At 60.6% G+C, this 19,273-nt stretch carries 19 protein-coding genes and 2 pseudogenes; 10 read left to right on the top strand and 11 right to left on the bottom strand.

Features of this window, described 5'->3' with window-relative positions:
- From L9Z73_RS10425 to L9Z73_RS31440, 4 genes and pseudogenes are all read left to right on the top strand, one after another.
- Nucleotides 1-188 (top strand): biliverdin-producing heme oxygenase (locus L9Z73_RS10425; RefSeq protein ID WP_247399757.1); only part of this gene is annotated, 188 nt, incomplete at its 5' end.
- 99 nt (nucleotides 189-287) lie between these two features.
- Complete coding sequence (locus L9Z73_RS10420) at nucleotides 288-689, top strand: YbaN family protein (RefSeq protein ID WP_247399755.1); 402 nt, start codon at nucleotides 288-290, stop codon at nucleotides 687-689.
- Between the two features lie 135 nt (nucleotides 690-824).
- A pseudogene (locus L9Z73_RS31445) lies at nucleotides 825-2,105 on the top strand (HAMP domain-containing protein); the annotation flags it as partial.
- Nucleotides 2,106-2,207: 102 nt separating this feature from the next.
- Nucleotides 2,208-2,963 carry a methyl-accepting chemotaxis protein gene (locus tag L9Z73_RS31440; RefSeq protein ID WP_430624280.1) on the top strand — a complete coding sequence of 252 codons (756 nt, stop codon included), beginning with the start codon at nucleotides 2,208-2,210 and terminating at the stop codon, nucleotides 2,961-2,963.
- Nucleotides 2,964-3,101: 138 nt separating this feature from the next.
- Here the strand turns inward: L9Z73_RS31440 and L9Z73_RS10410 are convergent, their stop codons facing one another.
- Entirely contained in the window at nucleotides 3,102-3,665 is a 564-nt protein-coding gene (locus tag L9Z73_RS10410) for a nitroreductase family protein (protein WP_247399752.1), read from the bottom strand.
- 140 nt (nucleotides 3,666-3,805) lie between these two features.
- Between L9Z73_RS10410 and L9Z73_RS10405 the strand changes: the two genes are divergently transcribed.
- The 3 genes from L9Z73_RS10405 to L9Z73_RS10395 are packed head-to-tail and all read left to right on the top strand — an operon-like array spanning nucleotide 3,806 to nucleotide 7,429.
- On the top strand, nucleotides 3,806-5,233 hold the full coding sequence (locus tag L9Z73_RS10405) for a di-heme oxidoredictase family protein (protein WP_247399750.1): 1,428 nt from the start codon (nucleotides 3,806-3,808) through the stop codon (nucleotides 5,231-5,233).
- A gap of 31 nt (nucleotides 5,234-5,264) precedes the next feature.
- On the top strand, nucleotides 5,265-6,329 hold the full coding sequence (locus L9Z73_RS10400; protein WP_247399748.1) for an imelysin family protein: 1,065 nt from the start codon (nucleotides 5,265-5,267) through the stop codon (nucleotides 6,327-6,329).
- 2 nt (nucleotides 6,330-6,331) lie between these two features.
- Nucleotides 6,332-7,429 carry a DUF1513 domain-containing protein gene (locus L9Z73_RS10395; protein WP_247399768.1) on the top strand — a complete coding sequence of 366 codons (1,098 nt, stop codon included), beginning with the start codon at nucleotides 6,332-6,334 and terminating at the stop codon, nucleotides 7,427-7,429.
- A 105-nt stretch (nucleotides 7,430-7,534) separates the two neighbouring features.
- Here the strand turns inward: L9Z73_RS10395 and L9Z73_RS10390 are convergent, their stop codons facing one another.
- The 5 genes from L9Z73_RS10390 to colR all read right to left on the bottom strand — a co-directional run bounded on the left by L9Z73_RS10390 (nucleotide 7,535) and on the right by colR (nucleotide 11,304).
- Nucleotides 7,535-7,762 (bottom strand): hypothetical protein, encoded by a 228-nt coding sequence (locus L9Z73_RS10390; protein ID WP_247399746.1) that lies wholly within the window; start codon nucleotides 7,760-7,762, stop codon nucleotides 7,535-7,537.
- Nucleotides 7,759-8,478: a lipopolysaccharide kinase InaA family protein gene (locus L9Z73_RS10385; protein ID WP_247399744.1), complete on the bottom strand. Its 720-nt coding sequence runs from the start codon at nucleotides 8,476-8,478 to the stop codon at nucleotides 7,759-7,761. The genes L9Z73_RS10390 and L9Z73_RS10385 overlap by 4 nt, the downstream gene beginning before the upstream one ends.
- A gap of 4 nt (nucleotides 8,479-8,482) precedes the next feature.
- Nucleotides 8,483-9,163, bottom strand: a complete 681-nt coding sequence (locus L9Z73_RS10380; protein WP_247399742.1) for a class I SAM-dependent methyltransferase — start codon at nucleotides 9,161-9,163, stop codon at nucleotides 8,483-8,485.
- A 187-nt stretch (nucleotides 9,164-9,350) separates the two neighbouring features.
- Nucleotides 9,351-10,631, bottom strand: a complete 1,281-nt coding sequence (locus L9Z73_RS10375) for a sensor histidine kinase (protein ID WP_247399732.1) — start codon at nucleotides 10,629-10,631, stop codon at nucleotides 9,351-9,353.
- Nucleotides 10,621-11,304, bottom strand: coding sequence for a two-component system response regulator ColR (colR, locus tag L9Z73_RS10370; RefSeq protein WP_016975511.1), 684 nt, complete (start codon nucleotides 11,302-11,304; stop codon nucleotides 10,621-10,623). Before colR ends, L9Z73_RS10375 begins: the two co-directional genes overlap by 11 nt.
- Before the next feature lie 204 nt (nucleotides 11,305-11,508).
- Between colR and L9Z73_RS10365 the strand changes: the two genes are divergently transcribed.
- Nucleotides 11,509-13,458: an LTA synthase family protein gene (locus L9Z73_RS10365; protein ID WP_247399730.1), complete on the top strand. Its 1,950-nt coding sequence runs from the start codon at nucleotides 11,509-11,511 to the stop codon at nucleotides 13,456-13,458.
- 50 nt (nucleotides 13,459-13,508) lie between these two features.
- Nucleotides 13,509-14,246 (top strand): phosphatase PAP2 family protein, encoded by a 738-nt coding sequence (locus tag L9Z73_RS10360; protein WP_247399728.1) that lies wholly within the window; start codon nucleotides 13,509-13,511, stop codon nucleotides 14,244-14,246.
- 105 nt (nucleotides 14,247-14,351) lie between these two features.
- Here L9Z73_RS10360 and groL read toward each other — a convergent pair whose 3' ends face one another.
- From groL to L9Z73_RS10335, 5 genes are all read right to left on the bottom strand, one after another.
- The gene (gene groL / locus L9Z73_RS10355) at nucleotides 14,352-15,998 is read right to left on the bottom strand and encodes a chaperonin GroEL (protein WP_247399719.1); all 1,647 of its coding nucleotides are present in this window, start codon (nucleotides 15,996-15,998) and stop codon (nucleotides 14,352-14,354) included.
- Between the two features lie 50 nt (nucleotides 15,999-16,048).
- Nucleotides 16,049-16,345, bottom strand: coding sequence for a co-chaperone GroES (locus L9Z73_RS10350; protein WP_058414787.1), 297 nt, complete (start codon nucleotides 16,343-16,345; stop codon nucleotides 16,049-16,051).
- 246 nt (nucleotides 16,346-16,591) lie between these two features.
- Nucleotides 16,592-17,068: an FxsA family protein gene (locus L9Z73_RS10345; protein WP_017846113.1), complete on the bottom strand. Its 477-nt coding sequence runs from the start codon at nucleotides 17,066-17,068 to the stop codon at nucleotides 16,592-16,594.
- 67 nt (nucleotides 17,069-17,135) lie between these two features.
- On the bottom strand, nucleotides 17,136-17,867 hold the full coding sequence (locus L9Z73_RS10340; protein WP_247399709.1) for a HugZ family protein: 732 nt from the start codon (nucleotides 17,865-17,867) through the stop codon (nucleotides 17,136-17,138).
- Nucleotides 17,868-17,968: 101 nt separating this feature from the next.
- Nucleotides 17,969-18,976, bottom strand: coding sequence for a DUF481 domain-containing protein (locus tag L9Z73_RS10335; protein WP_247399708.1), 1,008 nt, complete (start codon nucleotides 18,974-18,976; stop codon nucleotides 17,969-17,971).
- A gap of 152 nt (nucleotides 18,977-19,128) precedes the next feature.
- Between L9Z73_RS10335 and L9Z73_RS10330 the strand changes: the two are divergent.
- Nucleotides 19,129-19,273 (top strand): annotated as a pseudogene (locus L9Z73_RS10330) (MGMT family protein); the annotation flags it as partial.

Raw genomic sequence — 19,273 nt, 5'->3', positions numbered from 1 at the left:
GCGCCCGCCACCTCGGCGAGCCGGCCGGCGGTCGCGCCGAAGGCTGGAAGCGCTTCACCCGCACCCTCGACAGCCTGGAATTCAGCGCCGAAGAAGAAGCCGCTGTGGAAAAAGGCGCGATCAATGCGTTTATGCGCTTCACTGTGTTGCTCGAACAGGCTTACGCTACAGCCCCTGAACTGGCCTGATACTCGATTGAAATGTGATCGGTGGGAGGGGCTTTCTCCCTCCCACAATTAGATCTCATTCCAAGCCGATTTTTTGTTATCCCTACGTTGCACGCACCCATGACCGGCAAACCCCAATCCACCTCGAAAATCGCCCAGCTCCTCTTCGGCCTGCTGGCCTATGTCAGCCTGGGCATCGGGTTGGTCGCGATTGTCGTGCCGGGTTTGCCCACCACCGAATTCATCCTGCTGGCCGCCTGGGCCGCCACCAAAAGCTCGCCGCGCCTCAGCGCCTGGCTGGAAAACCACCGCCTGTTCGGGCCGATCCTGTTCAACTGGCGCAACGGCAAGATCATCGCGCGCCGCGCCAAAATCAGCGCCACCGCCAGCATGCTGCTCTGCGCCGGCCTGATGCTGGTGATGCTCGATCACGGCTGGCCGATCTACCTGGCCATCGCCGGAATGAGCCTGGGCAACCTGTGGATCTGGTCCCGTCCGGAACGGCTCGCACGCCCTATATAACGCTGGATGTAGGCACTCTCCTACCGCTCATCGCTTACCGCTCATGAAAGCCCAGGTTGCGCCGATGTTCCGGATAATGCGCCGAATGGACTTGGCCCAGCTCGCATACAAACAAGTCCATTCGTGAGTGAACCTATGTTCGATACCCTCTCCATCCGCTTGAAAATCGTCCTGCTGTCCGGCCTCTGCCTGCTGGGAGTGATTGGGCTGGTAGTCGGCATCAATATTTACAACACCGCGCAGAACGACGCGTTGGTCAGCGACTCAAGCTCACGAATGCTCACCGCCAGTGTCGAACAACTGCTGCAAGCCAAGGCCGCCGAACAAGCGGTGCAATTGCAGAGAACCTTCGGCGACAGCCTGGTGGCCTTGACCGCCCTCGCCGATCAGGTCAAAGACCTGCGCAACCTGGGCGCCAAGCGGTCCCTCGAACCCGGCGCGCTGCGTGAAGATCTCAACCAGAGCCTGAAAACCGCGTTCGAACGCAACAGCAAGGTGCTGGGGATCTGGCTGGCGTTCGAACCCAACGGGCTGGAGGGCAAGGACAGCGAGTTTGTCGACGACAAGGCGCGTGCCTCCAACGGAAAAGGCCGTTTCTCCAGCTACTGGAGCCGCGCCGGTGGCGAAGGCTTGAACACGATCCTGATCGAAGACGACCTGAACAAGACCACCCCCAACCTCAACGGCACGCCCTACAACATCTGGTACACTTGCCCACGCGACACCCGCCGCACTTGCCTGCTGGACCCGTATGAAGACACGGTGGCCGGCAAGTCTGTGTTGATGACTACCATCGCCCTGCCGCTACTGGTGGACGGCAAAGTCATCGGCGTCATCGGCGTCGACATTGCCCTCGACTCCTTACAAGCCAGCACCGATGCCACGCAGAAAGACCTGTTCAACGGTATGGCGCAACTGCGAATTATCTCCAGCACCGGTTTGATCGCCGCCTACAGTGGCGAACCGGCTAAAGTCGGCAAGAACCTGATCGACACTCTGGGCGCCGAAGGCAAAGACATCGTGCAACTGCTGGCCAGTGACAACCGCACGATTAGCGAACAGGACGACACCATTCGCGCGGTGTACCCGGTCAAGCCGATTGCCGACGCCAAGTCCTGGGGCGTGATGATCAAGTTGTCCAAGGCCGTGCTGCTGGCCGACAACGTCAAGCTGCAAGCCGTACTCGACAAGGCCCAGGCCAGCGGCATGCTCAAGACTTTGCTGGTGGCGGCCGTCGCCGCATTGCTCGGGCTGTTGCTGGTCTGGCTGACCGCCACCGGCGTGACCCGGCCGATCAACAGCGTGGCCGCCATGCTCAAGGATATCGCCAGCGGCGACGGCGACCTCACCCAGCGCCTGGCCTACGCCAAGAAAGACGAGCTGGGCGAGCTGGTGAACTGGTTCAACCGCTTCCTCGACAAGCTGCAACCGACCATCGCGCAGATCAAGCAAAGTATCACCGAAGCCCGTGGCACGGCCGACCAGTCTTCAGCCATTGCGCGCCAGACCAGCGAAGGCATGCAGGTGCAGTTCCGCGAGATCGACCAGGTGGCCACTGCGTCCAACGAAATGAGCGCCACCGCCCATGAGGTGGCCAACAGCGCCTCCAACGCCGCCAGCGCGGCGCGCGGGGCCGATCAGTCGGCGCGCGAAGGCATGTCGATCATCGAGCAGAGCACCCGCGATATCACCACCCTCGCCAATGAAGTCAGCAAGGCCGTCAGCGAAGTCGAAACGCTGGCCGTCAACAGCGAGCAAATCGGTTCAGTGCTGGAAGTGATCCGCAGCATTGCCGAGCAGACCAACCTGCTGGCGCTCAACGCGGCCATCGAAGCGGCACGCGCCGGGGAAAGCGGCCGCGGGTTTGCGGTGGTGGCCGACGAAGTGCGCAACCTGGCCAAACGCACCCAGGATTCGGTGGAGGAAATTCGCCAGGTGATCGAACGCATCCAGAGCGGCACCCGTGGCGTGGTGGCGACCATGCATTCCAGCCAGCAGCAGGCCCAGAGCAACGCCGGGCAGATCCATCAGGCCGTTCAGGCGCTGGGCAAGATCAGCGACGCGGTGACGGTGATCAGCGACATGAACCTGCAGATCGCAAGCGCCGCCGAACAACAGAGCGCCGTGGCCGAAGAGGTCAACCGCAATGTGTCGGCGATCCGCACCGTGACCGAGACCCTCACCGGCCAGGCCACGGAGTCAGCGGCCATCAGCAGCCAACTCAATGCATTGGCCAGCCAGCAGATGAAGTTGATGGATCAGTTCCGGGTGTAAACAACACCACAGGACCAATGTGGGAGGGGCGGTGCGACGGTTCGACTTGCCCCCGATGGCGGTGGATCAGCTACAAATGAGCCAACTGAACCACCGCCATCGGGAGCAAGTCGAACCGTCGCACCGCCCCTCCCACATTTAAAGACCAGGCCAAGCCTGCACAAACGCCGCCAGGTCTTCTTTCGGCGCGGTACGCGGTGGGTTCTGCGGTGTGCCCAGGTACAGGAAGCCAATCACCTCCTCTCCCGCCGTCAGCCCCAGGCCCTTGGCCACATGGGCCGAGTAGGACAAATCCCCGGTGCGCCAGACCGCACCAATCCCCTGGGCATAGGCAGCCAGCAGGATGCCATGGGCTGCACACGCCGCCGCCAGCAACTGCTCGGATTTCGGCACCTTGAAATGTTCCTGCAGGCGAGCAATCACCACCACCACCAGCGGCGCGCGCATCGGGCCGTTCTGGGCCTTGTCGAGGGCGGCCTGCGGGGCGTCGGGGTCTTGCAGGCGGGCGGCTTCGACCAGCAACGTACCCAACTGCTCACGGGCCGCGCCTTCCACGGTGAAGAACCGCCAAGGACGCAACTGGCCGTGATCGGGCGCACGCATGGCCGCGGCGAACAGCACATCACGCTGCTCCTGGGTCGGTGCCGGTTCCAGCAGGCGCGGCACGGAAACACGGTTGAGCAAAGCGTCGAGAGCCTGCATTGGCCACCTCCAGAGAAAAATGTGCGGTCATTCTAGCGGGAATGAATCGGGATGCCATCAAACGATAATTGCTCTTATTCAAACCGCCCCGCCCTGTTAGACTTTGCGACCTTATTTTTCGCCTTTGCTCAGGAAACACGATGTTCCGTTCGCTTCTTCGCCTGTCTGCAGGACTGATGGCCTTGAGCCTGGTCGCCTGCGATGACGCCCCCCGGTTTACCCAGGCTGATCCGGGAGAAGCGCGGGCCGGCGGTGCAACGACGGTGAACAAGCGCGACCAGAATGCCTTTTCCCTGCCCTCAGCCAACCTGTCGCCGACCCGTCGCCTGGATTTCAGCGTCGGTAACAGTTTCTTCCGCAGCCCCTGGGTGATCGCGCCGTCCACGACCACCGCACGCGATGGGCTGGGGCCGCTGTTCAACACCAATGCCTGCCAGAACTGCCACATCAAGGACGGCCGTGGCCATCCGCCGCTGGCCGACGCGCAGAATGCGGTGTCGATGCTGGTGCGCCTGTCGATCCCGGATGCGCCGCCGTATGCCAAGCTCATCGAGCACCTCGGCGTGGTGCCCGAGCCGGTCTACGGCGGGCAATTGCAGGACATGGCCGTACCCGGCGTAACGCCAGAGGGCAAGGTGCGGGTCGACTACACGCCGCTCAACGTCACGTTCAAGGACGGCAGCGTCGTCGAACTGCGCAAGCCCAACCTGCAGATCACCCAACTCGGCTACGGCCCGATGCATCCGGACACACGTTTCTCCGCGCGCATCGCCCCGCCGATGATCGGCCTGGGCCTGCTCGAAGCGATTGCCGACGCGGACATCCTGCGCAACACCGACCCGAAGACCGCCGACAAGGAAGCCATCGTCGGCCGCGCGAATTGGGTCTGGGATGACGCCCGGCAGAAAACCGTGCTCGGGCGTTTCGGCTGGAAAGCCGGGCAACCCAACCTCAATCAACAAAATGTTCACGCCTTTTCGGGTGATATGGGCCTCACCACGTCGCTGAGGCCCGTCGATGACTGCACCGACGTCCAGGTCGCCTGCAAGCAGGCGCCCAACGGTAACGGCCCCGATGGCGAGCCGGAAGTCAGCGATAACATCCTGCGCCTGGTGCTGTTCTACACCCGCAACCTGGCGGTACCCGTGCGTCGCGACGTCAACGCGCCCCAGGTGCTGGCCGGGAAAAACCTGTTCTACCAGGCCGGTTGCCAGGGCTGTCACACGCCGTCGTTCACCACGGCTGCCAACGCCGCCGAACCTGAACTGGCCAACCAGGTGATCCGCCCCTACAGCGATCTGCTGCTGCATGACATGGGCGACGGCCTGGCCGATCACCGCAGCGAATTCAAGGCCAGTGGCCGCGACTGGCGCACGCCGCCGTTGTGGGGCATCGGCCTGACGCAAACCGTCAGTGGCCACACCCAGTTCTTGCATGACGGCCGCGCCCGCAACCTGCTGGAAGCCGTGCTATGGCACGGCGGTGAAGCACACGCGGCGCAGCAGCATGTGTTGTCTTTTAATGCCGAACAGCGCGCTGCGCTGCTGACGTTCCTGAATTCTCTATAAGCCTCGACCCACTTACCGAAGGGAGCTCGACATGTTCCGTCCCAAGTTGTTGTTCACCAGCCTGGCCGCCCTCGCCCTCGGCGCCTGCTCACCGCAAGACCCACAAGCGGTGACCTCGGCAGCCATCGCCAAGCAAGTGATCTTGCCGACCTACAGCCGCTGGGTGGAAGCCGACCGCCAATTGGCCGTCAGTGCCCTGGCGTACTGCCAAGGCAAGGAAAGCCTGGACACCGCACGCGCCGACTTCCTTCACGCCCAAAAAGCCTGGGCCGAGCTGCAACCGCTGCTGATCGGCCCGTTGGCCGAGGGCAACCGTTCGTGGCAGGTGCAGTTCTGGCCCGACAAGAAAAACCTCGTGGGTCGCCAGGTCGAGCAACTGGTCACCGCCCAGCCGCAGATCGATGCGGCTGCCCTGGCCAAGTCCAGCGTGGTGGTGCAGGGCCTGTCGGCCTATGAATACATCCTCTACGACGCCAAGACCGACATCGCCGACGCCGCGCAGAAAGCCCGGTACTGCCCGCTGCTAATGGCCATCGGCGAGCGCCAGAAAGCCCTGGCCGAAGAGATCCTCGCCAGTTGGAACAGCACCGACGGCATGCTCGCGCAGATGAGCAAGTTTCCCAATCAGCGTTACGCTGATTCCCACGAAGCCATCGCCGACCTGCTGCGCGTGCAAGTGACCGCACTGGACACCCTGAAGAAAAAGCTCGGCACGCCGATGGGTCGCCAGACCAAGGGCATCCCGCAGCCATTCCAGGCCGATGCGTGGCGCAGCCAGTCGTCCCTGCAAAGTCTGGAGGCCAGCCTCGCTGCGGCCCAGACGGTATGGGTCGGCGTCGACAACAAAGGCCTGCGGGGCTTGTTGCCGTCCGATCAAAAGGCGCTGGCCGAGAAGATCGACGCCGCCTACGCCGCATCCCTGAAACTGTTCGCCAGCAACCAGCGCACCCTCAACGAACTGTTGGGTGACGACGCCGGGCGCCAACAGCTCAACGATCTCTACGACAGCCTCAACGTCGTCCACCGCCTGCACGAAGGCGAGTTGGCCAAGGCGCTGGGCATCCAACTGGGCTTTAACGCCAACGACGGTGACTGATGATGCTCAGGCGACAGGCTTTGGCCATTGGCAGCGCGCTGCTCGGCGCACTCACGTTGGGCGGCTGGACGTTGTTCAAGCACAAAGACAAGGGCCCGCTGCTGCTGTCGGCGCGCGATGATGCAGACGGCAACCACTATGCTGTCGGCTATCGCCTGGACGGCCAGCGGGTGTTCGCCACCCAGGTCGGTCAGCGCTGCCACGACATCATCAACCACCCGACGCTGCCGATCGCGCTGTTTGTCGCCCGTCGCCCGGGCACCGAGAGTTACCTGATCGACCTGCGTGATGGCGCGCTGCTGCAAACCATCACCTCGAATGCTGGCCGACACTTCTATGGCCACGCGGTGATTCACAACAGTGGCGACTGGCTGTACGCCACCGAAAACGACACCTCCGACCCGGGCCGTGGCCTGCTCGGTGTGTACCGGTTCGAAGGCGAGCGGCTGGTGCATAGCGGCGAGATTTCCACCCATGGCATTGGCCCGCATCAGGTGTCATGGATGCCCGACGGCGAAACCCTGGTGGTGGCCAACGGCGGCATCCGCACCGAAGCCGAAAGCCGGGTGGAAATGAACCTCAACGCCATGGAGCCGAGCCTGGTGCTGATGCAACGCGACGGCAGCCTGATCAGCAAGGAAACCCTCGGCCAGCCGATGAACAGCGTGCGCCATATGGGCATCGCCAGCGATGGCACCATCCTCACCGGGCAGCAGTTTATGGGGCCGTCCCAGGAGCGTTCCGAGTTGCTCGCAATCAAGCGCCCAGGGCAGCCATTCGTGGCATTTCCGGTGGCCGATGAGCAACTGCAGGCAATGGGGCATTACACCGCCAGCGTCGCGGTACACAGTGAATTGCGCCTGGTGGCGTTGACCGCGCCGCGCGGCAACCGCTTCTTTATCTGGGACATGGACAGCGGCAAATTGCGCCTGGACGGGCCTTTGCCGGACTGCGCGGGTGTGGGTGCGGTAGCAGACGGGTTTGTCGTGACATCCGGCCAAGGGCGGTGCCGATTCTATGACTGTCGCCAGGAACAACTGATCGCAAAACCGTTGGAATTGCCGGCAGGGCTTTGGGATAACCATCTGCATCTGATCTGACGGTCAGCCGCTCGGGCTAATCCCGCGCTGCGCCTGACAGCCAGATCGCAGGCGAAAAAAAAGGGCCTCGTTTCACAAGGCCCTTTTCGGGTGGTTTCGATCGTTTCAACTTTGTGGCCCCACCCCTCGTGACATCCCGAACATGAACAACAGCAGGTCATGATCGGGCTTGACCGTCGCACTCGCCTTGGCAATGCGCGGCAGCAGGCATTGCCCGCCGCTTTGCACCGCACTGAGGACCTGTGTCCGAGGTTGTTCCCATGCAACCAGGGCCAGGGCAGCAACGCCCAACGCCCCAGACAGAAACAGACCTCGAGCTATTTCTAGCTTCATTTGGTTAAACCCTTGATAGCGCTGCCAAACGCCGTCTCGTAAAAGTAGCTGAGTTTTGCCCAGTCGCCATCGTTCCACGACGAGTGGCGGCGCAGTTGCAGCATGTCGTGGGAGGCCGCCCGATAAGCGGTGAGACGTTGGCGGCACTTCTCAAAGTCCAGCAGCGCGACTTCCACGCTGGCCGAGTCGGGCTCACCCGTGACTCGCACAAAGATATGCTTGATGTACAGGCAACCATGTTGCCAACGCCCCTTGTGCATGCGCGCCAACGTCGCCGCGAGTTCCTTGAGCAGGCGCTCATGGACCGCCTCACCGTACTGTTCACGGCCACCGGCGGCGTACCAATTTTCGATTTCGTCGAAACCGTCCAGCGAAGCCGTCACCAACAATGCCTTCCATTGGTGTTGCGGATCACGACGCGCCTCGCAGAACACCATCTCCGGCACCCGCACATTCAGCGAGCGCAGGCCCTTGATGGCATCCCGTTCACGCAACACGGTCGGGCGCCCAAACGGATGGAGCCAACTGCGGTAGATATGCCCGGTCTGACGCTTGCTGTAGAGCAGGCGCCCGTTGGGGCCCATCACACGCTGCACACCACTCTCTCCGCCGCGTCGACGATTGGGCTCTTCGACCCACTCGCCCTGCTGGCGCCAGAAATAATCAAATCGCTCTTCGGGAGCTACGTGACTGCCTGCTACGCACTCAACTGCCATCCTGTTACCTCTTGCGCAATACATACACCCGCCACATGGCGTAGAGCGGGATGAAATCCAGGGATTCCTGAACACGAAAACCCGCTTGCTCAAACTCTGCCTCGACAGTAGCCGCCGGTAGTACAAACCGGTTTTGGTAACCTTCCTGCTCGCCTTCCTTACGACGTTTTACTTCGGCACGCTTGCGTTTCCAGGCCTTGAAGTTGCCATCCACCCACAACGAGATAATCACGCTGTCGCGGGTAACGCGATGAAACTCCCGCAGTATCGCCAGCCGGTGCTCAGGATCACCAATGTGGTGCATCAGGCGCATGCAGAAGATGCTGTCGACCGAGTTATCTGGCAGGTCGATATCAAAGGCCGATGTCCGCAAGGGCCGTACCCGCTTCACCACATCCGCCGGTTGGGAGAACGTCGCGACCTTCAACATCGACTCCGAATTGTCGGCGCCGATAATCACCCGATTGGGCTTTTCAGCCAGCAGCGGCCAAAAACGCCCAGCCCCACAAGGCAAGTCCAAGACCAGGCCGGGTTCACCGGCCATGGCCAACGCGCCGCGTGCCAATTGCTCGTCACGTTTGTGGGACAGCCGGCGAGCCAAATTATCCTGATGCTTGAGCAAATAATTCTGCGCATGCTGATCGTCGTACTTATCGGAAAATTCGAGCTTGATCGGGGTAGGCATCTTACGTCTCCGTTTACTGATGCCTACAACCTTAGGTTGCGAACTGTGATCAACAGGTCAACTCGTTGTGAAAAACTTGTCCTGTCCACTCCCATACATTTCAAGACTTTACAGATACAAGTAGTGGTAAAGGGCCACCCTCTACGAATTACACTGATCTACGCCAGCATAGCGGTAGCACGCAAGGTCAGGGTTTGACCTGACTCAACTGGACGTGAAAGCGGCAACCATTGGGCTCCATGGTGCTCAAGCTGACGCTCCAGCCCTGGTTCTCGCAGATGCGTTGCACCAGCGACAACCCCAGGCCAAGGCCTTCACCGCGCTTTTCGCTGCCGCGCACGAAGGGTTCGAACATGGCTTCGCGCTTGTCTTCGGGGATGCCGACGCCGGAGTCTTCCACGACAAAACCACTCGGTTCCAGGGTGAGTCGGATAAAGCCCCGCTCGGTGTAATGCAGTGCATTACGCAGCAAGTTGCCCATCACCGCATGCAGGAAGGTGGTGTTGTAGCGTGTATCCAGAGGGTTGCCCGGCTTATAGATCAGTTGCAGGCCTTTATGCTCGATCGGCTCGCGCCAGAGGCCAAGCAAATCATCCGCCACCTGCGTGAGGGTTACCCGAGGCGACATGGTCGCGTCGTTGTGCTGGGCGCGCGCCAGCATCAGGAAGGTCTGCACCAGTTCGCGCATTTCTTCGCAGGCCCTGGCGATGCGCAGCACCTGATTGCGCCCGCGCTCGTCGATGGCCGGGTTCTCCAACAGCAGCTCGCAGGAACTGGCCAGTACCATCAACGGCGTGCGTAATTCGTGGCTCACGTCACTGGTAAACAACTGCTCGCGGGACAGCGCCTGGCGCAAGCGGCCCAGTGTGGCGTCGAAGGCCACGGCCAGCTCGCCCACTTCATCAGCAGCGTAATCCGGCGCCAGGGGCGGCGCCAGGCCGAGCAACTGGTCGCGATGACGCACCTGGCGTGCCAGGCGCACCACCGGTGCCATCACCTTGCGGGCCAGCACCCAACCAAGGAAGACCGCCAGCGCCAGGCTGAGCACGAAGCCCACCAGCACCACCGCGAACAGCACGCGCTCACGCTCTTCGAAATCACTCTGGTCTTGCAGCAGCACATAGCGCCGACCGGCGACCACTTCGACCATGGCGTGGTACGACAACGCCTCGCGGAACACTTCATGGAAGCCGGGTTCCAGGTGCCGCAGGTCCTTGGGCAGCTCGAAATCCCCGCGCCCGCCGCTGAAATAGAACAACTGATCCGGCTCGGGTCGGTGGCTCCAGTCTTCGACGCTGTCCATCAGCAGCAGGCGCTGCAAGTCGCCGCCCAAACCGGCCGAAATCAGCTTCTCTTCCACCAGATGCACCGTCGCGATGATCCCCATGGCGAAGGCGCCTGCCACCAACGCGCTCATCAAAGCAAAGGCGATGATGATCCGCTGCGCAAGGCTTTGCTTAAACTCCATCACGACCCTCGGCCAGGCGGTAACCCACACCGTGTACCGTTTGCAGCAATGGCTTGGCGAAAGGTTTATCGATCACTTGGCGTAACTGGTGGACATGACTGCGCAGGCTGTCACTGTCGGGACAATCATCCCCCCATAGCGCTTCTTCGAGAATTTCCCGACGCAGTACATGGGGACTTTTCTGCATCAACACCGCCAGCAGCTTCAGGCCCACCGGGTTGAGCTTGAGCAGGCGCCCTTCTCGGGTGACTTCCAGGGTATCGAGGTCGTAATGCAGGTCGGCCACCTGCAGGGCACGGCGTCCGCCACCCTGGGCGCGGCGCAACACGGCTTCGATGCGCGCGGCCAGTTCCGACAGGGCAAACGGCTTGAGCAAGTAGTCATCGGCGCCGGACTTGAAGCCCTGCAGCCGGTCATCCAACTGATCGCGGGCGGTGAGCATGATCACCGGCGTGTCGCGGCGCGCGTCTTCACGCAGGCGCTTGCACAAGGTGTAGCCATCGATGCCAGGCAGCATGATGTCGAGCACGATCAGGTCGTAGTGCTCGGTGGCGGCCAGGTGCAGGCCCGACAAACCGTCCTGCGCGCAGTCCACGGTGTAGCCTTTGAGCCCCAGATAGTCGGCCAGGTTGGCCAGAATATCGCGGTTGTCTTCAACCAATAAAATTCGCATGGGCAGTGTCTCCGTACTTTCGTGCCAGCCGTGTGTTGGCTCGCGCAGCTTAAGGCCTAGTGGGGCTCAGGGATAGAGCTGAACGCTGCGCAGATAAACGATTTCAACCGATTAGAGCGCTGAACGAGTTTTTCACTATAGCTTCACAAACTGACTACAGTGCCAGGCCGAAGATCGCCCCCCATCGATCTAAGGAAGTTGGACATGGGGTTTCTCAAAACAGCGCCTATGCGCTATCTGCTGTTGGTAACCGGTGCCTGGTTGGTTGTTTTCCTGCTCACCCGCTGCGTACTGCTCATTACGCACCTGGATGAAGTCGGCGGCAATCTGCTGCCAGTGTTTGGCGTGGGATTGCTCTACGACCTCGGGTTCCTGGCCTATGCCGCGCTTCCTCTGGGACTGTACCTGTTGCTATGTCCGCCCGCGCTGTGGCGCCGCCGAGGCCATCGCTGGTTCCTGCAGGCGGTACTCACTGTCAGCCTGTTCGCGATGTTGTTCACCTCGGTGGCCGAATGGCTGTTCTGGGATGAATTCGGCGTGCGCTTCAACTTTATCGCCGTCGACTACCTGGTGTACTCCAATGAAGTACTGAACAACCTGCTGGAATCCTACCCCATCGGCAAGTTGCTCAGTTTGCTGGCGATGCTAGCCATCGTGTTGAGCCTGGCGCTGCGCAAGCCATTCAATGCCGCCATGAATGCCCCCCTGCAGCCCATGCGCGACCGCCTTTTGAATGCCTTGGCACTGTTGGTCGTCGCGGGCCTGAGCCTGCAACTGATCAGCCAGGACAGCCCGCGCACCCAAGGCGGCAACGCCTACAAGAACGAACTGGCGAGCAATGGCCCGTATCAGTTTTTCGCCGCCTTCCGTAACAATGAGCTGGATTACACACAGTTCTACAAGAGCCTGCCGACCGAGGTTGTGGCCAAGCAGTTGCGCGCCGAACTCAGCGAGCCCAATGCGCGCTTTATCGGCCAAGACCCGTTGGATATCCGCCGCGCCATCACCCACCCGGGCACGCTGCGCAAACCCAATATCGTGCTGGTGACCATCGAAAGTTTCAGCGCCAAATACATGGGCAGCAATGGCGACGGGCGCAACCTCACGCCGAATCTCGACGCCTTGCGTCAACAAAGCCTGTACTTCAATAACTTCTACGCCACCGGCACCCGCACCGACCGCGGCCTGGAGGCGATCACCCTGGCAATCCCACCGACGCCGGGACGCTCTATCGTCAAACGTATTGGCCGGGAAAGCGGCTTCGCCAGCCTCGGGCAACAACTCACGGCCATCGGTTACGACAGCGTGTTTGTGTATGGCGGGCGTGGCTATTTCGACAATATGAACGCGTTCTTCAGCGGCAACGGTTATCGCGTCGTGGACCAGAGCAGCGTGCCCGAGGCGGAAATCTCGTTCAAGAACGCCTGGGGTATGGCTGACGAGGATCTGTACAAACAGACCCTGAAGCTGGCCGATGCCGACTACGCCAAACAGCAGCCGTTTTTGCTGCAACTGATGACCACGTCCAACCATCGCCCCTACACCTATCCGGAAGGGCGCATCGATATCAAATCCGGCAATGGCCGCGACGGCGCGGTGAAGTACACCGACCATGCCATCGGCCAATTCCTGGAAGCGGCACGTCAGAAGCCCTGGTTCGATAACACCATCTTCGTCTTCGTCGCCGACCACACCGCCGGCAGTGCGGGCAAGGAAGACCTGCCTATTACCAACTATCAGATTCCACTGTTCATCTATGCGCCCAAGCTGATCGACGCACGGGAATCGGCACAACTGGCCAGCCAGATCGACCTGGCGCCAACCCTGCTGGGCCTGATCAACCTGAGCTATGAATCGACCTTCTTTGGCCGCGACCTGTTGCAGGACAACCCATTGCCCCCTCGGGTCGTGGTCGGCAACTACCAGCACCTGGGGTTATTCGACGGCAAAGACCTGGCGATTCTCAGCCCGCGCCTGGGCCTGCGCCGCCACAACGAGGCGCTGGGTGAGAGCCAGGAACTGCGGGTCGGCAGCGATGATCCGCTGATCCAGCGGGCGATCACCTACTACCAGGCCGCCAGTTATGGTTTCAAACAACAACTGCTGAGCTGGAGGGCCCCTAAGGAAGAGGCCCCGGCATTGAGCACGCGCTAACCAAAACGTCCCGTACAGCCAAGTACGGGACTTTTTTATCAGGGCTCACCATGCAATCCACCCCTGTTGTGCCGGTTTCCAAACCTCTCAATTTCTGGCTGTGCCTGGGCATACCCGCCGGCGCTGCGCTCCTGATGCTCTTGCTGGAGCTGACATCGCTGGACATGGACCTCGCCAAGCAGTTCTACAACGCTGCGGATGGCGGCTTCATCGGGCGTTACAGTTTCTTCCTCGAAGACATCCTGCATGACCGTGCCAAACAGTTGGTCATCCTGTTCTCGGTGCTGGCCATCCTGGGGTTTGCCGGCACCTTTATCCTCCAGCGGCTCAAGCCTTACCGCCGCGAACTGGGCTGCCTGGTGTTGTCCCTGGGGCTGGCCACGGCGTTCGTCTCGCCGTTGAAAACCGTCACCGCCGTGCAATGCCCGTGGAGCCTCAAGGAGTTCGGTGGCCAGGAAACCTACAGCGAACTGCTAAGCCCCCGCCCGCCCACCGATAAACCTGGGCGCTGCTGGCCCGGCGGTCATGCGGCAACCGGGTTCGCCTTGTTCGCCTGGTTCTTTGCGCTACGGGATCGGCGGCCGCGGATGGCGCGCAAAGCGTTCATCTTCGCCGTGGCGCTGGGCGGCGTCTTTTCCGTGAGCCGCATGCTGCAGGGCGCACACTTCTTTTCCCACAATGTGTGGACGGCGATTTTCTGTTGGCTGATCTGCCTGGGGCTGTACTGCCTGATACTTTATCGACCCTCGAAGGTCAGGGTGTCTGAAGTGCTCGCATTGAGTACGTAGACCGGCCAGCCGCTTCAGTTACCGCCCTCCCTTTACACGCCCGCATAAAAAAACCCCGCCTGCATCGCTGCAGGCGGGGTTTTTCAGTCGCCGGGTAAGGCTGGCTTACATCATGCCGCCCATGCCACCCATGCCGCCCATGTCTGGCATACCGCCGCCAGCCGAGCCGTCTTTCTTCGGTGCATCAGCGATCGCCGCTTCGGTGGTCAGGATCAGACCGCCGATGGAGGAAGCTGCTTGCAGCGCGGAACGAGTCACCTTGGTAGGGTCCAGGATGCCCATTTCGATCATGTCGCCGTACTCGCCAGTCGCAGCGTTGTAACCGTAGTTACCTTTGCCGTTCTTGACTTCGTTGACCACAACGCTTGGCTCGTCGCCGGAGTTGGCAGCGATCTGACGCAGCGGTGCTTCAACAGCACGACGCAGTACAGCGATACCAACGTTCTGGTCAGCATTGTCGCCGGTCAGGTTGGTCAGGGCTTCCAGAGCACGGATCAGCGCAACGCCACCGCCAGGTACCACGCCTTCTTCAACGGCTGCACGGGTTGCGTGCAGGGCGTCTTCAACGCGGGCTTTCTTCTCTTTCATTTCAACTTCGGAACCAGCGCCAACCTTGATCACTGCAACGCCGCCGGACAGCTTGGCCAGACGCTCTTGCAGTTTTTCACGGTCGTAGTCCGAGGAAGTTTCGGCAACCTGGGCACGGATCTGAGTGATGCGCGCCTGAATGTCGGCCTCTACGCCAGCACCGTCGACGACGATGGTGTTTTCCTTGGAGATGGTCACACGCTTGGCGCTACCCAGGTTTTCCAGGGTGGCGCTTTCCAGGCTCAGGCCGATCTCTTCGGAGATAACGGTACCGCCGGTCAGAACGGCGATGTCCTGCAGCATGGCCTTGCGACGGTCGCCGAAGCCTGGAGCCTTGACGGCTGCAACTTTGACGATGCCACGCATGTTGTTCACAACCAGAGTCGCCAGGGCTTCGCCTTCAACGTCTTCGGAAACGATCAGCAGTGGGCGACCGGCTTTGGCAACAGCTTCCAGCACCGGCAGCATTTCGCGGATGTTGGAGATCTTTTTGTCGACCAGCAGGATCAGCGGGTTTTCCAGCTCGGCAACCATGGTTTCCGGCTTGTTGACGAAGTACGGGGACAGGTAGCCACGGTCGAACTGCATGCCTTCTACAACCGACAGTTCGTTTTCCAGGCCAGTGCCTTCTTCAACGGTGATCACGCCTTCTTTACCGACTTTTTCCATGGCTTCGGCAATGATGTCGCCGATGGAGTTGTCGGAGTTGGCGGAGATGGTGCCTACCTGAGCGATAGCCTTGGTGTCAGCGCATGGCTTGGACAGGTTTTTCAGCTCAGCGACGATGGCGATGGTCGCCTTGTCGATGCCGCGCTTGAGGTCCATCGGGTTCATGCCGGCAGCGACGGCTTTGTAGCCTTCGTTGACGATTGCCTGAGCCAGAACGGTAGCAGTGGTGGTGCCGTCGCCTGCGTCATCGTTGGCACGGGAGGCAACGTCTTTGACCAGCTGCGCGCCCATGTTTTCGAAACGGTCTTCCAGTTCGATTTCTTTGGCTACGGAAACGCCGTCCTTGGTGATGGTCGGAGCGCCGAAGCTCTTCTCGATGATCACGTTACGGCCTTTCGGGCCCAGGGTCGCTTTTACTGCGTCAGCCAGGATGTTGACACCGGTGAGCATTTTCTTGCGGGCGGAATCGCCGAATTTAACTTCTTTAGCAGCCATGATCGATATTCCTTAAATACTTTGTAGTAACGGGAAAATGGGCGGGAAAATCAGCCTTCCAGTACAGCGAGAATCTCGTTCTCAGCCATGACCAGCAGGTCTTCGCCGTCGATTTTCACAGTGTTGCTGCCGGAGTAAGGACCGAATACAACCTTGTCACCGACTTTAACGGCCAGCGCACGTACTTCACCGTTTTCCAGAGTCTTGCCTGGGCCTGCAGCGACGATCACACCGTGGTTGGCTTTTTCAGCAGCCGAACCTGGCAGAACGATACCGCCAGCGGTTTTCTTTTCTTCTTCGCTGCGACGGATAACGACGCGGTCGTGCAGAGGACGAAGCTTGCTCATTGTCGATCTCTCCTAATTGTGTTTTTCATCGGCCGGTGTCAGTACCGGCAGGTTTAATCCGGCGGTGCCGGTCGCGGTTCGCTGGGCGAAACGCGGAAGTCTGTCTGGTGTTGCCACCAGAAACCTTGCGGTGACCGTTACATAAGGGCGCATAAGCATATTACAAGGGGCCGGGGATGAATTTTTTTGCGTCTGCCAGCCCATAAAAACAACACGGCACCCGAAGGTGCCGTGCCAGTGAAGCAGTTATTTACTGTCGCGATGTTCGAACTCACCTTCGATCACATCACCTTCGCGTCCCAACGGCTGGCGCGGAGCCGGGCCACCACGGGGTTGCAGGTCGTCGGCGAACGCGCGCTGGCGAATCGCAGCCTCTTCGGCACGCTGGCGCATTTTGCCTGCCAGCAGCTTGCGGGTGAAGGGCAGCAACATGACCAGGCCGAGCACATCGCTGATAAAGCCTGGCAGGATCAACAGGCCTCCGGCCAGGGCCATCATCAGGCCTTCGAGCATGGTTTGTGCCGGCAATTCACCGCGATTCAGGCTTTCACGGGCACGCAACGCCGTGGCCAGACCGGCGACGCGCAGCACCAGAACGCCGAGCATCGAGCCGAGAATGATCAGCAACAGCGCCGGGAAAAACCCGATCGCACCGCTGACTTTTACGAATACGAACAGCTCCAACACCGGGAACAGCAGAAAGAGCAATAAAAAAGGGCGCATCAAATGGTTTCCTCAACGCAAGAATGCCTTGCCAGTCCACCTTAGATGACGTCGCCATTTCGTGAATTCAAGCTTCAGCGGCGCTTTTTTTCGGCCAGACCGCAGCATGAGCCAATGAAACCAGGGCCTCGCGCACTTGTGTCGGCGTGTTGCAATACTCGGCGAACGGCAACCAGTGCAGCGCATGCCCTATTCGCAGGTGCATGCCTTCGCTGTCGATCCCGGCCAATTGCGCCGGTTCGTGGGTGGGCAAGCCGGCCAATTCAACGTAATGGGCGATGGCCTTGGTGTGATCGGCGTTCATGTGCTCGACCATGCTGCGCTCGGCCGGGCCGGCGAACGGGTTGGCCAGGGTCAACTGGTCAAGCCAGTGAATCGCGCCAAAGCCGCCGATATAGCGGTGACGTACCGGCTTGAGCACCCAGAAGTCGAAATCGTGGGCCTTGTGATAGTTGGCCGATTCAGGGAAGTAGCGGTAATAGCGCTCGGCAGCCGCGTCAATCGCAGCAGCGTCCTGCAATTGCTCGGCTTCGGCCAGGTAAGTCAGGCGCCCGACCGCCTGCACGTCATCCGCTTCACGCTCGCCGACCAGCAACGAACACTTGGGGTCTTTCTGCAGGTTATGGGTGTGTTGGGCAATCCGGCTGATCAGGATCAGCGGCCGGCCCTGCTCGTCCAGACAGTACGGCACGACCGAACCAAAGGGAAAGCCGGGCATGGCTTTGGACAATGTGGAGAGAGCCCCACGGTATTCCTTGAGCAACAGCTCTCGGGCGTTTTTGGCAACGTGCGCGCTCAACGTATGACTCCTCGGGAATTCAGTCGCCCATGGCGTATGGGAATGGATCTCAAGCCAAGGTAATCAATAACCGCGCAGGTTGCCAGCGAGCTTGAGGCCGATTACCAGGCCACGCCAAACCCTGCGGTGTAGCGGGTCTTGCTCAAGCTGCTTTCCGAATCGCCACTGATCACGTCACGCTCGGCCTTGAGATTGAGCGACGCCCACTCGGTGACCTTGTAGCGCAGGCCCATTTCCGCATCCAGGGCGTATTCGGCCGGCCCGCCGATAGGCTTGCCCAATTCGCCGGAGGTGAAGAACTCAACCGTCTTGCCGATCAGGTAGCGGTTGTAGTCCCACTTCATGGCCAAGGAATAGAAGTTGTCCTTGCCGCCGTCGGAATATTCGTAATCGGTGCGGTTAACCAGCGAGCCCAGGGAGAATGCGCCAAGTTCATCGTCCCAGAACTGGTAGCCCGGGCCGGTGCCGACCGTGCGCTGGCGGGACAGGTCTTCCACCTTGTCGCGCTTGTAGGTCAGGCGACCCTGCCAGAACCAGTGCTCGGTGATGAAGCGGTCGAGGTCATATTCCAGGGCCCAGTTGTCGGTGGTGGTGACGTCGTCCTGGAATTCGCGGTTGTACTCGCCCTGCCCGGTGTGGCGCCATTGGCCATGGCGGGCGGAGGTCTTGAAGTCGATGTCGTAGTCGTTGGTGTCTTTCTCGGCGCGTTTGTAGTCCAGCGCCATGTCGACGTTGCCTTTCCACACCAGGTCTTCGATCACCGGCTTGGGCTTGATGATCTGCTGGATGCTGGCCAATTCCACCGTCTTGGGCGCCTCGCCATTGGCCAGCACCACTTTGCCATCGTCCGCCGCCTGCAAGGATTTGGCTTTCTCACCGGTGTAGGCATCCTGCTTGACCAGTAATTCCTGATCACTCTCCAGGGTTTTCACCTGTTTCCAGTCCACCGGGATAGCCCCTGCATAGTCGGTCTGGATCAGCAGCTTGCCACCGTCGAAGACCTTGATCTTGCCGGTCAGACGGTCGCCGTTCTTTAACCAGACCGTATCGGCTAGCAAGGGGGTGGAGGCGCTGAAAACAGCAAGGCACAGCAAGGTTCTGGACAACATAAGCAGATAGGGGCTCAGGGTTGGCGGAAAAGGGGCGTTATCGTGTTAGATAGCTAGGACTGACTCAAGGAATTGTGTTGAGTTCAGTTCTCATCTGCATATTTACAGACGTTTCTTACAAAAAACCGACGCTCTGAACGGATACCCCCACCGTGAAACAACCCGCCGAAGCCCCGCAAAGCCCTGCCGAGATACGCCGCACGGCGCTGTACCTGACGCTGGCGCAAGTCCCCAAAGGCTGCGTAGTGAGTTACGGCGAACTGGCGCACCTCGCGGGGCTTGGGCGCGCGGCGCGCT

Source organism: Pseudomonas emilianonis, assembly GCF_023072625.1.
In the GTDB taxonomy this organism is placed as follows: domain Bacteria; phylum Pseudomonadota; class Gammaproteobacteria; order Pseudomonadales; family Pseudomonadaceae; genus Aquipseudomonas; species Aquipseudomonas paraveronii.
The sequence above is the reverse complement of the archived record's forward strand: the minus strand, read 5'-3'. Positions and strand labels throughout refer to the sequence as shown.

Bases quoted from the DNA above. Each gene is read 5' to 3' on its own strand.
- L9Z73_RS10420 (WP_247399755.1), top strand. From the start codon at position 288: ATGACCGGCAAACCCCAATCCACCTCGAAAATCGCCCAGCTCCTCTTC.
- L9Z73_RS31440 (WP_430624280.1), top strand. From the start codon at position 2,208: ATGCAGGTGCAGTTCCGCGAGATCGACCAGGTGGCCACTGCGTCCAAC.
- L9Z73_RS10410 (WP_247399752.1), bottom strand. From the start codon at position 3,665: ATGCAGGCTCTCGACGCTTTGCTCAACCGTGTTTCCGTGCCGCGCCTG.
- L9Z73_RS10405 (WP_247399750.1), top strand. From the start codon at position 3,806: ATGTTCCGTTCGCTTCTTCGCCTGTCTGCAGGACTGATGGCCTTGAGC.
- L9Z73_RS10400 (WP_247399748.1), top strand. From the start codon at position 5,265: ATGTTCCGTCCCAAGTTGTTGTTCACCAGCCTGGCCGCCCTCGCCCTC.
- L9Z73_RS10395 (WP_247399768.1), top strand. From the start codon at position 6,332: ATGCTCAGGCGACAGGCTTTGGCCATTGGCAGCGCGCTGCTCGGCGCA.
- L9Z73_RS10390 (WP_247399746.1), bottom strand. From the start codon at position 7,762: ATGAAGCTAGAAATAGCTCGAGGTCTGTTTCTGTCTGGGGCGTTGGGC.
- L9Z73_RS10385 (WP_247399744.1), bottom strand. From the start codon at position 8,478: ATGGCAGTTGAGTGCGTAGCAGGCAGTCACGTAGCTCCCGAAGAGCGA.
- L9Z73_RS10380 (WP_247399742.1), bottom strand. From the start codon at position 9,163: ATGCCTACCCCGATCAAGCTCGAATTTTCCGATAAGTACGACGATCAG.
- L9Z73_RS10375 (WP_247399732.1), bottom strand. From the start codon at position 10,631: ATGGAGTTTAAGCAAAGCCTTGCGCAGCGGATCATCATCGCCTTTGCT.
- colR (WP_016975511.1), bottom strand. From the start codon at position 11,304: ATGCGAATTTTATTGGTTGAAGACAACCGCGATATTCTGGCCAACCTG.
- L9Z73_RS10365 (WP_247399730.1), top strand. From the start codon at position 11,509: ATGGGGTTTCTCAAAACAGCGCCTATGCGCTATCTGCTGTTGGTAACC.
- L9Z73_RS10360 (WP_247399728.1), top strand. From the start codon at position 13,509: ATGCAATCCACCCCTGTTGTGCCGGTTTCCAAACCTCTCAATTTCTGG.
- groL (WP_247399719.1), bottom strand. From the start codon at position 15,998: ATGGCTGCTAAAGAAGTTAAATTCGGCGATTCCGCCCGCAAGAAAATG.
- L9Z73_RS10350 (WP_058414787.1), bottom strand. From the start codon at position 16,345: ATGAGCAAGCTTCGTCCTCTGCACGACCGCGTCGTTATCCGTCGCAGC.
- L9Z73_RS10345 (WP_017846113.1), bottom strand. From the start codon at position 17,068: ATGCGCCCTTTTTTATTGCTCTTTCTGCTGTTCCCGGTGTTGGAGCTG.
- L9Z73_RS10335 (WP_247399708.1), bottom strand. From the start codon at position 18,976: ATGTTGTCCAGAACCTTGCTGTGCCTTGCTGTTTTCAGCGCCTCCACC.